Here is a 14,535-nt window from a genome sequence, read left to right on the forward strand (position 1 = left end):
AGATTTTGAAGAACAACAAAAAATAGGGGCATTTTTCAAAAAGATAGACGAGACTATCACCCTTCATCAGCGTAAGTCGTAGAAGGATTGGATATGATGAATAAAATTACACGAGAAACCTTACTTCACGAATATTTTAAACAATGGACCAGGCTATTTAAAGAGGGGGCGGTTCGACCGATTACTTTGGAAAAGTATAGAAATAATTATGTTCATTTGAAAAATATTGTTCCTGATTTGGCTCTTTATCAGTTAGATAGGACGACCTATCAGCAAATTTTGAATGACTATGCTTTGACCCATGAACGTCAGACAGTTATTGACTTTCATCACCAGCTCAAGGGTGCGGTCTTGGATGCTGTTGATGAGGGTTATATTGACCGAGATCCGACCCGTAAAGTGGTTTTTAAGGGCAAGGCACCAAGAATTAAAAAAATGAAATACCTAAATCAGTTTGAACTCCACAACGTCCTTTCTGATTTGGACTTGGAGTGTCGGATCAACTGGGACTGGCTGATTTTGCTCATTGCGAAGACAGGGCTGCGATTTTCAGAGGCTTTAGGTCTGACACCAGCTGATTTTAACTTTGTTCAGCAGAATGTTTCCGTTACAAAGACATGGAATTACAAGGGGAATGGTGGTTTTTTACCTACAAAAAATAAATCTTCCATGCGGAAAGTGCAGATTGATTGGCAGTTGAGTATGCAATTTCAGCAACTCATCAAAGACTTACCCCAGGATAAGCCCATTTTTGTCAATGGTTCAGTCTGCAACTCCACTCCAAATAAGTGGTTGGAGCGCCACTGCAAAAATGTGGGTGTACCAGTCATTTCCATCCACGGGCTTAGACATACCCATGCCTCTCTTTTGATGTATGCAGGTGTTTCAATAGCTAGTGTGTCCAGGCGATTGGGACACTCCTCCATGACAACCACCCAAAAAGTCTATATGCATGTCATATCGGAACTTGAAAATCAAGATACAGATTTAGTCATGCGTTACCTATCTGGCTTAAGCTAGACATCAAATCGACTTACGCTGATGAAGGGTGATGTGGCGGTCCAGGGTGGAGAAGAAAGTGCCGATTTGATTTTCTTCCTGAATATCATATGGAAAATATATCCTGTACGCACTCAATTGAGGAACTGTTAATTGAGGGACACCTGTCGATTCAACTGTAACACCATGGAGATTTATTGCGTTTTCTAAAAAATAATGATTATGTTTTGAACGAATTGCTAAAAGCCTAACTACAGGAGTAAAATCGGTTTCTCTTGCCTTAGCAAATCCAACTTCCCCTCGACCAGTAACTGTCACAGCAGGACCATTTACTCGATAAAAATCATCATAATACCCAACAATTCCATCACCAGAATGCGAATTTGCATAAATAGGATATTTTCCAAATTCAACTACTTTATTTTTATCAATATCACCTCCTGCAATTATTTCAATTACAGTATCCCCCAACTTCCGCAGTTCCCAAGCGTCTGCATTTTCAAACTCTTTAAAGCGGCGTTTGGGGATATTTTTATCTTTGTTCGGCATTGCTATATTCCCCCAACTTCTTTCGATTTTTCTTTCGTTTTCGGAAAATCGCAGAAAATGACTGTTAATGATTTTCTTTCACAGGATTTTTGGGCTATAAAATAGCTCTTGTTGAAAGTTTGTTTCATCATCTTCATGATAATACCACCAGCTCTTTCATCAGATTTTCAAGTTCTCTTTCAAGCAGGGCTATTTCCGCATCCATGTCGTCCAAGGTTTCAGCATAGCGATTATGGAGTTCTTCGATAATAGCAATCTCAGCTTTTAATGGCAATTCAACCAGTTCCAATGCCTTGTCCGTCACCTGACCAAACCATTTCTTATAGAGTAGCTGATCAACTTCCTCATCTGTCAAGACTTGGATGCGGTTTGACACCAGTTCCTTGAGTTCCTGTTCCTTGGTCTTGATTTCCTTGGCTACTGTCGACTTCTCCTTGGCTAGATCATCCACTTGTTTCAAGAAGTCAAATTCTGTAGAGCCTTTTACTGCTTCTTTCAGAGCAGCCTTGACCAATTTGCCTTCAAAACTATCCAGTGCTTCGCCGTCTTCATTCTTTTTCAAGACATCAAAGAGGGCATTATACTCTTCGCTAGCGTAAGGGCTTTCTAAAAATTATACCACGTTACAAAATAAAATTCTTTATTTATCTTGAACGATATACTGACTTTGCTTATCATTTTTCATGCTTCCAAAAATCTTCTAATCAGCTAACAAACTACAAATCAGCCGACTAATCCATCGACTGAAAGCTCTCAAGCAAAAACTTCTTTATACTTATTTTATTTTGAATGCAATAACATACAAAAATGTTATCTAACTTGACTATTTTAATGCGACAAGTATTAAAATCATCGACCAATCATTAGAATAAAGACCTACATAAGAGAAATATACTGACCAATTAGTTCATTATTTGTCATCTGGAAATAAAAATAGTACCTAATCACTTCCATATTCATTTTCGGGACAAAAATGTCCTGTTGAAAAGATAGGATAATTGCTATCATAGTACCATCACATAAGAAATGAGGATAGCTGATGACAGCAAAAAAGGAAAATCACTCTACATCAAACACAAGCACACAAATAAGTAAAGTGAAACCATTACCACTGCAAAAGTTGGACAATAGCAACTTCTACCAACTTAATGCTCGCAGCCTAAAAACGCTACAACAAAGTCAAATACCTTACAGTCAGGACAACCATTTGACTCTTGCAATAGATAAGTGGCAAGTGTCCTTCAACCAATACCAAAAAGCCATCAATCAAGATAGGGGCAAAGAAATAACAAAAAAGATTCAGGATGCCAACCAACTCCGTAACAGCGACTTTTCTATTTTCAAACGTAGTCTAGCTGCCTTCGAAACGAGCAAAAGACAATCTGAAAAAACTGCTTATAGTAAATTAACAGAAATTGTAAAACCTTTCCGAGAAATACATAGACTTGATTATGAAAAAGAAAGTCTAGAACTGGACAAACTATTTAATCGTTTATCCAGTCCAGAAGCAATTGAATATATCGAAATCCTTGGTTTAAAAAGATTTTTTGAGAACCTGAAAGAAAGTCAGCAGGAATTTGAAACAGTTTTCTCCAACACTACTGACATTCGCAGCAAAGTTAATCGCTATGATACCTATCAAATTCGTAAAAATCTCCAATCTGCTTATCTCCGAGTTTTAAAACTCTGTGAAATCCTGGTGGAACTCCATGGTCAGTCTCTCTACTCCGAACTCATTACACTTTTCAATACTAGTAGACAATACTACATCGAACAACTTTCACACCATTCAAATAAAGTTGCCAAAAATGATAAAAATATCATTTTACAACTCCCAGAACCGATCCTTCATCCCTAATCCTTTTACTTATATCTAAACCTTTTTATCAATAATATCTCCAATACCTTATCACAGAAAACCAGCCCTAAGTGAATCTCTTAGGACTGGTTTTCTTGTATTAAAGTATTTTCTCTAAAAGTCCCCTACACTTTCCACACCGGTATTTCTTTAGATCAATGCGGCGCTTTCGCTGGTAGGCTTGGGCACAGGACTGACAGATATAAAGCAGACTAGGCTTGGTAGCTTGTTCCAGTTTAGGAGCATAGCGCAGGCCGTCCACCGCAGCCAGCAGTTTCTTGAAATCCGTATCTCCATGCCGATAACCCTTCTTCTCATAGTAAAGATGGTAATGGCAGAGTTCATGGCGGACAATCTTTCTAAAAACTTCCAACCCTTGCTCCTCCAGATGTTTGGGATTAAAATCCAAGTGGCCATCCTTTGGGAAGAAACGACCACCTGTCGACCGTAATCGGCTATTCCAAAGAGCTACATGTCGAAATTCTTTACCGAAGTCCTCTACAGATACCTGCTGAACATAGTCAGTGAGATTCACGGGGAGCCACCAAGGTCAAATTAACCTTCTCACGTTGCTGATCAAGTTTATGAACCCAAACTGTCACCAAATCACCAACAGATACAACTTGACTTGGATGCTTGATGAAATTCTTACTCATGTTTGATATATGAATCAGCCCATCTTCGTGAATACCAATGTCCACGAAAGCACCAAAGTCTACCACATTCCGGACCACACCTTCCAACTTCTGACCAATTTGCAAATCCTTAAAATCAAGAACATCTTGACGAAGAACTGGCGCTGCAAATTCATCACGCAAATCACGCCCAGGCTTGAGCAAGTCAGCGATAATATCTTTCAACGTTTCCTGACCGACACCAATTTCCTCTGCCATCTTTTCAATAGAAATTTGTTTTAATTTTTCCTGCGCAGCAACATCTAAGTGGTCAATTTCTAGCAGTTTTAACAACGTCTCTACAGCCTTATATGACTCTGGGTGCACGCCAGTATTGTCCAAAAAGTTTGTTCCATCTGGAATACGCAAGAAACCAGCTGCCTGCTCAAAAGCCTTATCTCCCAAGCGAGGAACTCTTTTAAGCTGTTGACGAGAAGTCAGAGCACCATTTTCTATACGATACGTGACAATGTTTTCTGAAATAGTTTTATTGAGGCCAGCCACATGTGAAAGAAGAGCAGGACTTGCAGTATTGACATTGACCCCGACCTGGTTAACAACTGTATCAACGACAAAATCTAGACTGTCAGACAAAAGTTTTTGATTGACATCATGTTGATACTGTCCAACACCAATCGATTTTGGATCAATTTTAACCAACTCAGCCAATGGGTCTTGCAGACGGCGTGCGATGGAAATAGCAGAGCGTTTTTCTACCGTTAGGTCTGGAAATTCGGTTCGAGCCAGTTCAGATGCGGAGTAGACAGAAGCTCCGCTCTCATTTACAATCACGTAAGAAACCGTCGGAAAATCTTTCAACAAATCAGCAACGAAAGCTTCCGATTCTCGGCTAGCTGTCCCATTCCCGATGGCAATAATTTCCACCTGGTATTGACCAATTAAGTTGGCCAACTTTTCCTTTGCCTGAGCAATCTGGGCCTGAGAAGCTGGCTTGACTGGATGAATCACTTGTGTCGTCAGTAGCTTACCAGTCTGATCTACGACAGCTAACTTAGCACCAGTACGAAAGGCAGGGTCGAAACCTAAGACAATTTTTCCTTTTAATGGCGGAACGAGAAGCAAGTTCCGAAGATTCTCTGAAAAGAGAGCAATCGCCCCTTCTTCTGCACTTTCTGTCAACTCTGTCCGAACGCGCCGCTCCATAGCTGGGATAATTTTTTTCTTAACTGCCTGATTGATTGCATCTGCTATATAAGCATTTTTCTGCGGAAAACGAACCTCAAAGAAACGAATTATCTTATTCAAATTGTGTTCAAAATGAACTTTAAGAACGCCCAATTTTTCTCCACGATTCAAAGCTAAGGTACGATAACCCTGCATTTTCGCAACTTTTTCAGAAAAATCGTAATACATTTGGAACACAAACTTTTCATCAGCAGCTTGGTCTTTTAATTCAGAATAGAGACTCGAATTTGTTTGAATTTCATGATAGGTCCATGCACGGAGCTTTGGATCTTCCGAAATAGCTTCTACAAGAATATCAACAGCACCTACAAGACAAGCTTCAGGCGTGTCAAAACCTTCACAAACAAAATGAGTTGCTTGATTTTCCAAATCTGCTACGTTTTGTAAAATAAGACGTGCTAGTGGGAATAATCCAGCTTCACGAGCTATTGTGGCCTTTGTGCGACGTTTTTCTTTATAGGGTAAATACAGTTCTTCCACATCCGCTAACTTTTCTGCTTCTTCAATCGCTTGACGGAGCTGATCGGTTAATTTCCCTTGTTCTTCAATCTTTGCTAAAACCGTCGCCTTACGCTCAGCCAGAGCTGTTAAAGCCTTGTTACGATCAATAATTGATTTGATGACCACTTCGTCGAGGTTTCCTGTTGCTTCCTTACGATATCGGGCAATAAAAGGAATGGTGTTTCCCTCTGCAGTGAGCGTCAAGACTGTATCAATTTGTTTTAAACTAACACCCAATTCTTGGGCAATTTTCAAATATTTTTCTTCCATAAACACTATTATAGCACGAAATCGGCCTTGGTTGACAACAGAAAAAAGAGCTTTTAAATTCTCTTTTACCTCAGGTTTGTGACTCCTACTAGAAATTTTGGGGGAATTTTATTTGAATGGAATCGTGTCTAATTCTTGAAAACCATACCATATTTTTATACAATGAGAACGTTAGAAAAAGAGAGGAGCACTATGTTGATTGTATTAGCCGGAACGATTGGAGCAGGAAAAAGCTCATTAGCTACAGCTCTCGGAGAACATCTTGGAACCGATGTTTTTTATGAAGCCGTTGATCAAAACCCTGTTTTGGACTTGTACTACCAAGATCCTGAGAAATACGCATTTTTATTACAGATTTACTTTTTAAACAAACGATTCCAATCCATTAAAGAGGCCTACCGAGCAGATAATAATATTCTAGATCGTTCTATTTTTGAGGATGAGTTATTTCTAACTCTTAATTATCAAAATGGCAATGTCACAAAAATGGAGCTAGAAATCTATAAAGAATTATTAGCAAATATGTTGGAGGAACTAGAAGGGATGCCTAAGAAATCTCCAGATTTATTGGTTTACATCGATGTATCTCTTGAAACCATGTTGAGTCGAATCCAACTGCGTGGTCGCTCCTACGAACAGGTAACAGCAAATCCTGAACTTCTTGAGTATTATAAACAGGTCCATTCTGCCTATCCAATTTGGTACCAAGATTATAAAGCCTCTCCTAAAATCCGAATTGATGGAAATCAGTTCGATTTTGTAAACAATCCACAAGATTTAGAAACTGTGCTTATGACAATTGATCATGAATTAAACCGTTTGGGGCTTTTAGAAAAATAATTCTCTAAATAGAAAACAATCCAAGCAATCATAGCTAGGATTGTTTTTTTATTATAAGCGTGTGTATCCTGGAATACGTTTCATCACTGATTCAATAACAACTGCCCCAATTAACAGGGATAACAATTCACCTAAACCTGTAGTTAGCCAAGTCAAGAAGAAAGGTGCTTGATACATGATGTTTAGTTCTAATGCAATGGTAAACATCGTTGCAGCAAAGAAAAATGAAAAATAGAAAAATGCTTTGTTCATCCAGCCATTAAAAAGATATTCTTTTTTATAGCGTTCAAACAGAAGGACACCGATACTTACAAAGAGTAAGGTAGAGAGTCCACCAACCAGTAGATCAACAACCCCATATACCATCAGATTGGAAATCATACATCCAATTGTCACAGCAAGAATATATTTTTTATGATAAAAACCTAAAAAATTCAACATTTCTGAGATTCGGAACTGTACAGCACCAAACGAAATGGCATTTAAAGGTGGGGTAACAGTTAGTGCAATATAAATTGCAGCAACAAGAGCAACTTCCGCCAAATCACGGGCGGACCATTTAGATGTATTCATCCTGATTCTCCTTTAGCAAAATGCTTGTAATATGCTTGGGTAAAGTGAGTAAGCCCCAAGGGTTGTTGCACATAACTATCAACAACGTTGATAAGTATAGCATATTTTATAAAAAAATGATAGACTTGACGTATGAAAAATATTATGAAAAAAACATTCCAGAACGAAGTTATCCTTTATTTAATATTTGGTGTTGCTGCAACCTTAGTGTATATGGTCGCCCGGATCCTATTATTTGCCTTTCTCAATCAAGTAGTCCTTGTTGCTTTTCTTGCTAATGTTATCGCCATATTGTTTGCTTTTATTACAAATGACCAAATCGTCTTTCGGCAAGAATCTAGGGGATGGAAGAAAAGATTTCTTAAGTTTGTATCTGCCAGACTTGTTACTATGGTACTAGATATGCTTCTGGCATTTCTCTTAGTACAGGCTTTCCCAGGCATTATCGGTCAATTTGTAAACAATGACCTTTCCCTTGTCAATGCCATTGCAACACTCTTCTCACAAGTCTTAGTGATTGTACTCAATTATGTTTTGAGTAAACTGTTTGTATTTAATAGTAAGAAATGAGGCTCCAACTGGAACCTCATTTTTTACTAAAAATGAAGAAAAAATATACGACTGTCAAACTTCATATAAAAAACGAGCACCCTCCAACTAGAGGTTACTCGTTTTTTTATATTTTGATTTAGCACGCTTAAAGATTGAAACAATATCTCCGTCTCTTGACTGGATATCACCTAATTTTAATTTGTGAACACTTGCATTAACGACTGCACCTATGATTAGAATCTGGGCCATAAAAATAAACCAGACCATAAATACAAGAAATATTGCTGCTGTTGCCGAACGGAAATCTGATAATTTATTTGCATAGTTATCCAAATACAGTGAAAACAACTTACCAGTTGTTGCCATAATAAATAGAACAAAACCAGCCCCAGGGAAAACATACCAAATTTTAGGTATCCGAACATTTGGCGAAAAATAATAGAACATAATCAGTGCCGCAAACAGTGCTAGGTAGGCAATCGGTTGTGTTTGTCCTAAAATAATATCCAACCAACCATTTTCCAGATTGAAATATTTATCTATATAAGAAAAAATGGCTTGACCAAATGTCACACTCGCTATGCTCAATCCTATGATTATTTGCAAACCAATCCCCAAAAAGATACCTACTAGCCGACCAACAATGACATCACGATGATTTTCCATACCATATGCCTTATTAACAGCCTTTTGTAAAATCATCATACTATTTGAAAGGGTCCATAAAGTCGTAAGAATAGCAATACCTAACCAAGAACTTGAGGGTTTAGTTAGAATATTGGTCACAAAATTTGAAACAGTCGGATAGATTTTTTCAGGAATAAATTCTGCTAATACTGATAGAATCGCATCCACATCAAAAGGAAAATAAGGCAATAAATTGGCTAAGGTCAACAGAATCGGAAAAATGGAAATCAGAAGATAATAAGCTACCGCCACACTCGTTATCTCAATTTCCGCCGATTTGTAATAGGAAAAAAAGGTTGAAAAGAATGTTTTCAGTCCTTCTAGTTTTTTGAATTTGCTCATTCATTCAACCTCATACTTTCCTTCTCTAATTGATTTATACTCAATGAAAATCAAAATCAGACTCGCTCCAAAGGTTTGGGGAACCGTTGGAGGTTGTAAATTGAGCAAACGTAGTTCGTGTCGATATGATGCAAATAGAACCCTGTTACTTTTTTATTTAAAGGTAACAGGCTGAAAGGCTCCACTGGAGCCTTTCACTCATCAAATCAAGTCAACAACGTCGGCTTTTGATTTTCGAAGAGTATTAATAAGTTCCTTCTTCACCTTGACTAGTCAAGATAAGTGGACCATCTTTTGTAATCACAAATTGGTGCTCATATTGACAAGATAAGCCACCATCAAGTGTTTTGTGAGCCCAACCAGTCTTCATATCCGTATCGATTTCCCAAGTCCCAGTGTTTATCATTGGCTCGATAGTCAAAACCATGCCTTCACGCAAGCGAAGACCACGACCCTTTGTTCCATAGTGGGGAACCATTGGTTCCTCATGCATGGTTGGACCAACGCCGTGACCCACCAAGTCACGAACAACACCGTAGCCAAGACCTTCCGCATATTCTTGAATGGCTGCGCCAATATCACCGATACGATTGCCAACAACGGCTTGCTCAATACCGCGGTACAAACATTCCTTGGTTACATCCATCAAGTTTTGCACTTCTTCAGAAACCTGACCGACTGCATAGGCCCAACAAGAGTCTGCTACTCCACCACGGTAGGTTTGAGTGATTTTCTTCATAGCCTTGACATCATTAAAGTTGAGCTTAGAAACATCAACTACCGCTTTGTCTAAGGGCTCACTCAAAACCATATCAACCTTCAATAAGTCACCTTCTTTTAGCTCGTAGTGACGTGGGAAAGCATGAGCAACTTCATCATTCAATCCACAACACGTCGCATAAGGATAGTCCATTAATTCACCATCAACTCCAATTTGAAGTGGCAGAACATTTTTTTCCTTACATATTTTACGAACATACTCTTCCACTTCCCACATGTCCACACCTGGCTTGATGATGTCACGTAATCCAATATGGATTCCTGACAAAACTTCACCAGCTCGACTCATGGCATCGATTTCTCGTTGTGATTTAATTGTAATCATTGATTTTCCTCGTACATTTCTAAATTAAAATCTGCCTTTTTCAAGCTAAATTTCAAGTAATTTCTCATTTTATGACTATAACGGTCACTTCCACGATAGTGGTTAATTTGCACAAAGCCAGCTTTTCTAGCCACCCTTTGACTAGCCACATTTTCCTCATGAGTGATAATTACCAACTCTTTTAAGCCAACTTTATAAAAAGACAGATACACTAAATTTCGTACTGCCTCTGTCATCAACCCTTGTCCCCAGTGGCTCTTTTTAAGAAAATAGCTAAGCTCCGCAGTTTGTAAATATTCATCCAACTTTTCAAAACAAAGAGCACCAATCATTCGACCAGAGTTTTTTTCTATTAATGCCCAATTTCCTAATGGCGAACGGATAAATTTTTCAACCATTGTCGCAACAGCAGTCTCTTTGTCCTTCAAAACTGGAAAAATAAATGGAAGATTCTCAGCATGCGACACTATTGTATAAAAATCCTCACCATCCTCGTAAGAAAATGGTCGCAAAACGAAATGATCCGTTTCAAAACATGCAAATTTAGCTAACTGTATCCAAATTGTCATAGTGTACCCAAGGGACTGAGAATTGCTCCCAGCCCCAATATATTTCATTTATTAAATCATTACATTCTAAAGATGCAATTCTCTACTAGATCAACTAGTCCTCAATCAACTGAATATCTGCACCAAGCTCTGTCAACTTTTCAATAATATTTGAGTAGCCACGCAGAATAAACTCAATATTTGTAATTTCTGTTCGACCTTGAGCCATTAGACCAGCAATAACCATCGCCGCACCAGCCCGTAAATCTGTTGCTTTAACTGAAGACCCTATTAGTTGATTGGGACCTTCAAAGGCAATATGATTGCTTCGTGTTGAAATTTTTGCTCCAAGATTAGCCAATTCCTGCACGTGTCCAACACGTTTTTCATAAATTGTGTCCACGATAGTTCCGGTACCTGTAGCTTTAAGGAGTAAGGGGGTAATAGGTTGTTGCAAGTCTGTCGCAAAACCTGGATAAGGGGAAGTTTTGATATTGACAGCCTTTAATGTTTCTTGTTTTTCAACAAAAATACTGTCTTCAGAGATTGTCATGCGCACACCCATCTCTTGCAGTTTAGCGATGTAACTCTCCAAGTGTTCGTATAGAACATTATCTACAGTAATTCCTTCACCAACTGCAGCAGCTAAGGCGATATAAGTCCCTGCTTCGATACGATCAGGAATAACTTGATGGCGAGTTCCTTTAAGGTGATCTACACCATCTATTGTAATAATATCTGTACCTGCCCCGCGAATACGAGCCCCCATATTGTTTAGCAGAGTTGCCACATCAATGATCTCAGGTTCACGTGCTGCATTTTCAATAACAGTACGACCTTTCGCTTTAACAGCAGCTAAAATCGTATTGATTGTTGCGCCAACACTGACAACATCCAGGAATATATGAGCCCCTTGAATCCGTTGTCCATTGGTTGCTAGGCGCATATATTCACCCTCATAGTTTGTCTCAGCTCCCATAGCAGCGAAGGCTTTAAGGTGCAAATCAATCGGACGTGGACCTAGATCGCATCCACCAGGTAACCCAACGACTGCTTTCCCATAACGGCCTAAAAGAGATCCGTAAAAATAATAGGATGCACGCAGACTATTGATTTTCCCAAATGGCATTGGCATATCTTGAACACCACGTGGATCTATTTCCAAAGTCTCTCCATCTCGCTTGACGGTTGCCCCCATCGTCTCCATGATATCAATTAAGCTATCAACATCCGAAATAGCAGGAACTCCATCCAAAACGACAACATCCTCTGCAAGAATAATGGCAGGAATTAAGGCAACGACAGAATTTTTGGCACCACTAACCGTAACAGTCCCTTTCAATGCCTTCCCACCATTAATTACAATTTTTCTCATACTATCATTCACTTTCTTAGATTGCCCTTTGACCTAACACATCAATAGGTTGATGGTTTTTTATCAGAATACGTATAAAAAGACATATGTTTCATTCTAACACAAAGTCAGCGAAAAATCTAGTTTTACAGTATTTGAAAACGGACCTGGCATTGGAGCCTGGTCCGATCAACTAATGGATAATTGTTATCATTCATTAAAAAGTTGTTGAATTCTAAATTCAGCATCAAGTAGATAGTTCTCTAATTCCTCACTCGTTAAATAAGGCACTCGACCATAAAAAACATGATCAATGACTTGTACATCATTACTGTTGAAGAGCCAATCTAAAGTTAGAAATTTCATGGCCTGATCTATCGGTGTCAGACTTCCATCCGCATTTTGTGGTTGCCCTTTAGTAGTAAAGAAAATAGCTTTCTTTGTTGAGAAGAGCTTGCGAGGCTCATCAGATTCAAAACTATAAGCAAATCCGTGCTGAAATACACGATCTACATAACCCTTCATTATCGCAGGCATACCATTCCACCAACTTGGAAAAATATAAACAAGCAAATCACTCTCTGCAATCAGATCCATTTCTGTTTGGACATCTGGAGGAAAACTAGTTGCTTCTCGTACAAATTTTCCATTTTCAATGTGAATAGTATCTTCTCCTCGAAGAACTGGATCAAAACCCAATTTATACAAATCTCGGACAGTTACTTCTGCTCCATTTGCTACCAAGGCCTGCGTTACTCTATGAACGAGGGCGTGGGTAAAACTTTCTTTTCACGGATGTGCAAAAACAAGTAAGGCTTTCATAAATATCCTCACCCAAATAATAAATATGTACTTACAAGATAGCTGCTTTCAACTCTTCTACCTTATCCAATTTCTCCCATGGAACATCAATATCCGTACGTCCCATGTGACCATAGGCTGCAGTTTGTTTATAAATTGGACGTTTTAGGTCAAGCATTTGAATAATACCAGCTGGGCGCAAGTCGAAAATCTGACGAACAGCTCCTTCTAATTTGCTCTCAGCTACTGTACCTGTACCAAATGTATCGATGCGAACTGAAACTGGGTGAGCAACACCGATAGCGTAGGCCAATTGAACCTCAGCCTTTTTAGCCAAACCAGCTGCTACGATATTTTTAGCGATGTAACGCGCCGCATAAGATGCAGAACGGTCCACTTTGGTCGCATCCTTACCAGAGAAGGCGCCGCCTCCGTGGCGAGAGTAACCACCATAGGTATCAACGATAATCTTACGACCTGTCAGACCAGAGTCACCTTGAGGTCCACCAATAACAAAGCGACCGGTTGGATTGATAAAGTATTGTGTTTGGTCATCCAAATATTGAGCTGGAATGATTTCCTTTATCACACGTTCAATGACATCCTGACGAATTTGCTCTTGACTGACTTCCGGATCATGCTGGGTCGAAATAACGACTGTATCCACACGAACGGGTTGGTTGTCTTCATCGTATTCAACTGTTACTTGTGACTTAGCATCCGGACGGAGATAAGCAATTTCACCAGATTTTCTCAACTCAGCCAAACGACGCACCAATTTGTGACTAAGTGAAATTGGCAATGGCATGAGTTCAGGAGTTTCATCAACTGCAAAACCAAACATGAGCCCTTGGTCACCTGCACCAACTAAATCTAATGGATCTAGACTAGCATCTTGACGAGCCTCCAAGGCTTCATTAACACCTTGCGCAATATCTGGAGACTGCTCTACAAGTGATGGATGAACTCCTACTGATTCTGCCGCGAAGCCGTATTCCCCTTTGGTGTAGCCAATCTCCGCAATCGTATCACGTACAACACGATTAATATCTACATAGGCAGTGGTGGAAATTTCACCAAACACATGAACGCTACCAGTGTAAACAGCCGTCTCAGCTGCCACGTGCGCCTCAGGATCTTGTGCTAAAATAGCATCCAAAATCGCATCTGAAATCTGATCCGCAATCTTATCCGGATGACCCTCCGAAACAGATTCAGACGTAAACAATTTACGTTCTGACATAAAAATGTCCCCCTTAAAATAAATTGTTATCAAGGTTACAAAGAACTAGATAGGAGACTAGTTCTTTGCGAAAGACTTTTTGTCTTGAGCAAAGTAAAATTTCCAGATACATAACGAGAAATCGATAACTTCTAAGTATGTCTGCGAAAGTTAACTAGTCTGATAACTACCTTTTCGGGACTTAATAACGTTTTCTAGTATAGCATACATTCAGTATCTATCCTAGCATTTTCTAAAAAATAAGGAGGGAGTGGGAAAGAACTCGACCAGTCTAAAAAGAGTTCGTCAACAAGACTTTATTTCTAGTTGTTGAGCTGAAACAGTCTATTCTCAGAGATCAATTTATGTGAGCTGACTGCCATCTGCTTTTATCTCCCACTTTAAAAGGTCTCCCAGACCTTTTAAACTCCCACCCCCGCACAGCTCAAACTGT

The 14,535-nt window shown here is 39.1% G+C and carries 14 protein-coding genes, 1 pseudogene and 1 riboswitch; of the genes and pseudogenes, 4 read left to right on the forward strand and 11 right to left on the reverse strand.

The genetic code is table 11. The features are described from left to right. Positions 1–96: 96 nt before the first annotated feature. The gene (locus ACPC58_RS07390) at positions 97–1,020 is read left to right on the forward strand and encodes a site-specific integrase (protein ID WP_277745743.1); all 924 of its coding nucleotides are present in this window, start codon (positions 97–99) and stop codon (positions 1,018–1,020) included. A gap of 3 nt (positions 1,021–1,023) precedes the next feature. On the opposite strand, the gene ACPC58_RS07395 is transcribed toward ACPC58_RS07390, so the two are convergent. Together ACPC58_RS07395 and ACPC58_RS07400 are read right to left on the reverse strand one after the other, a co-directional pair. Beyond that, a complete protein-coding gene (locus ACPC58_RS07395; protein ID WP_434065665.1) occupies positions 1,024–1,548 on the reverse strand; it encodes a restriction endonuclease subunit S in 525 nt (174 codons plus the stop codon). Positions 1,549–1,681: 133 nt separating this feature from the next. Further along, on the reverse strand, positions 1,682–2,110 hold the full coding sequence (locus tag ACPC58_RS07400) for a hypothetical protein (protein WP_434065666.1): 429 nt from the start codon (positions 2,108–2,110) through the stop codon (positions 1,682–1,684). Between the two features lie 477 nt (positions 2,111–2,587). On the opposite strand from ACPC58_RS07400, the gene ACPC58_RS07405 reads away from it, so the two are divergent. After that, a complete protein-coding gene (locus tag ACPC58_RS07405; RefSeq protein ID WP_434065667.1) occupies positions 2,588–3,406 on the forward strand; it encodes a DUF6261 family protein in 819 nt (272 codons plus the stop codon). Between the two features lie 100 nt (positions 3,407–3,506). Here ACPC58_RS07405 and ACPC58_RS07410 read toward each other — a convergent pair whose 3' ends face one another. Together ACPC58_RS07410 and ACPC58_RS07415 are read right to left on the reverse strand one after the other, a co-directional pair. Next, positions 3,507–3,941 (reverse strand): SprT family protein, encoded by a 435-nt coding sequence (locus ACPC58_RS07410; RefSeq protein ID WP_434065668.1) that lies wholly within the window; start codon positions 3,939–3,941, stop codon positions 3,507–3,509. After that, entirely contained in the window at positions 3,928–6,057 is a 2,130-nt protein-coding gene (locus ACPC58_RS07415) for a Tex family protein (protein WP_434065669.1), read from the reverse strand. The genes ACPC58_RS07410 and ACPC58_RS07415 overlap by 14 nt, the downstream gene beginning before the upstream one ends. Positions 6,058–6,249: 192 nt before the next feature. Here ACPC58_RS07415 and ACPC58_RS07420 point away from each other — a divergent pair, with 192 nt between their 5' ends. Continuing rightward, positions 6,250–6,897: a deoxynucleoside kinase gene (locus tag ACPC58_RS07420; RefSeq protein ID WP_217374118.1), complete on the forward strand. Its 648-nt coding sequence runs from the start codon at positions 6,250–6,252 to the stop codon at positions 6,895–6,897. Positions 6,898–6,948: 51 nt separating this feature from the next. On the opposite strand, the gene ACPC58_RS07425 is transcribed toward ACPC58_RS07420, so the two are convergent. Then, a complete protein-coding gene (locus ACPC58_RS07425) occupies positions 6,949–7,470 on the reverse strand; it encodes a QueT transporter family protein (RefSeq protein ID WP_024392496.1) in 522 nt (173 codons plus the stop codon). Continuing rightward, a riboswitch (PreQ1 riboswitch) is annotated at positions 7,468–7,574 on the reverse strand. It overlaps the preceding gene by 3 nt. Before the next feature lie 28 nt (positions 7,575–7,602). Between ACPC58_RS07425 and ACPC58_RS07430 the strand changes: the two genes are divergently transcribed. Continuing rightward, the gene (locus tag ACPC58_RS07430) at positions 7,603–8,040 is read left to right on the forward strand and encodes a GtrA family protein (RefSeq protein ID WP_434065670.1); all 438 of its coding nucleotides are present in this window, start codon (positions 7,603–7,605) and stop codon (positions 8,038–8,040) included. A gap of 87 nt (positions 8,041–8,127) precedes the next feature. Here the strand turns inward: ACPC58_RS07430 and ACPC58_RS07435 are convergent, their stop codons facing one another. From ACPC58_RS07435 to metK, 6 genes and pseudogenes are all read right to left on the reverse strand, one after another. Beyond that, entirely contained in the window at positions 8,128–9,051 is a 924-nt protein-coding gene (locus ACPC58_RS07435) for a YihY/virulence factor BrkB family protein (RefSeq protein ID WP_434065671.1), read from the reverse strand. A 244-nt stretch (positions 9,052–9,295) separates the two neighbouring features. Continuing rightward, positions 9,296–10,156 (reverse strand): methionyl aminopeptidase, encoded by an 861-nt coding sequence (locus ACPC58_RS07440; protein ID WP_217374121.1) that lies wholly within the window; start codon positions 10,154–10,156, stop codon positions 9,296–9,298. Continuing rightward, positions 10,153–10,725 (reverse strand): GNAT family N-acetyltransferase, encoded by a 573-nt coding sequence (locus ACPC58_RS07445; protein WP_434065687.1) that lies wholly within the window; start codon positions 10,723–10,725, stop codon positions 10,153–10,155. Before ACPC58_RS07445 ends, ACPC58_RS07440 begins: the two co-directional genes overlap by 4 nt. Positions 10,726–10,819: 94 nt before the next feature. Further along, the gene (locus ACPC58_RS07450) at positions 10,820–12,079 is read right to left on the reverse strand and encodes a UDP-N-acetylglucosamine 1-carboxyvinyltransferase (RefSeq protein WP_130554982.1); all 1,260 of its coding nucleotides are present in this window, start codon (positions 12,077–12,079) and stop codon (positions 10,820–10,822) included. A 189-nt stretch (positions 12,080–12,268) separates the two neighbouring features. Then, a pseudogene (locus ACPC58_RS07455) lies at positions 12,269–12,880 on the reverse strand (NAD(P)H-dependent oxidoreductase). 31 nt (positions 12,881–12,911) lie between these two features. After that, positions 12,912–14,102: a methionine adenosyltransferase gene (gene metK / locus ACPC58_RS07460; protein WP_434065672.1), complete on the reverse strand. Its 1,191-nt coding sequence runs from the start codon at positions 14,100–14,102 to the stop codon at positions 12,912–12,914. Positions 14,103–14,535: the final 433 nt, after the last annotated feature.

Source organism: Streptococcus sp. VTCC 12905, assembly GCF_049893385.1.
GTDB lineage: Bacteria > Bacillota > Bacilli > Lactobacillales > Streptococcaceae > Streptococcus > Streptococcus suis_AA.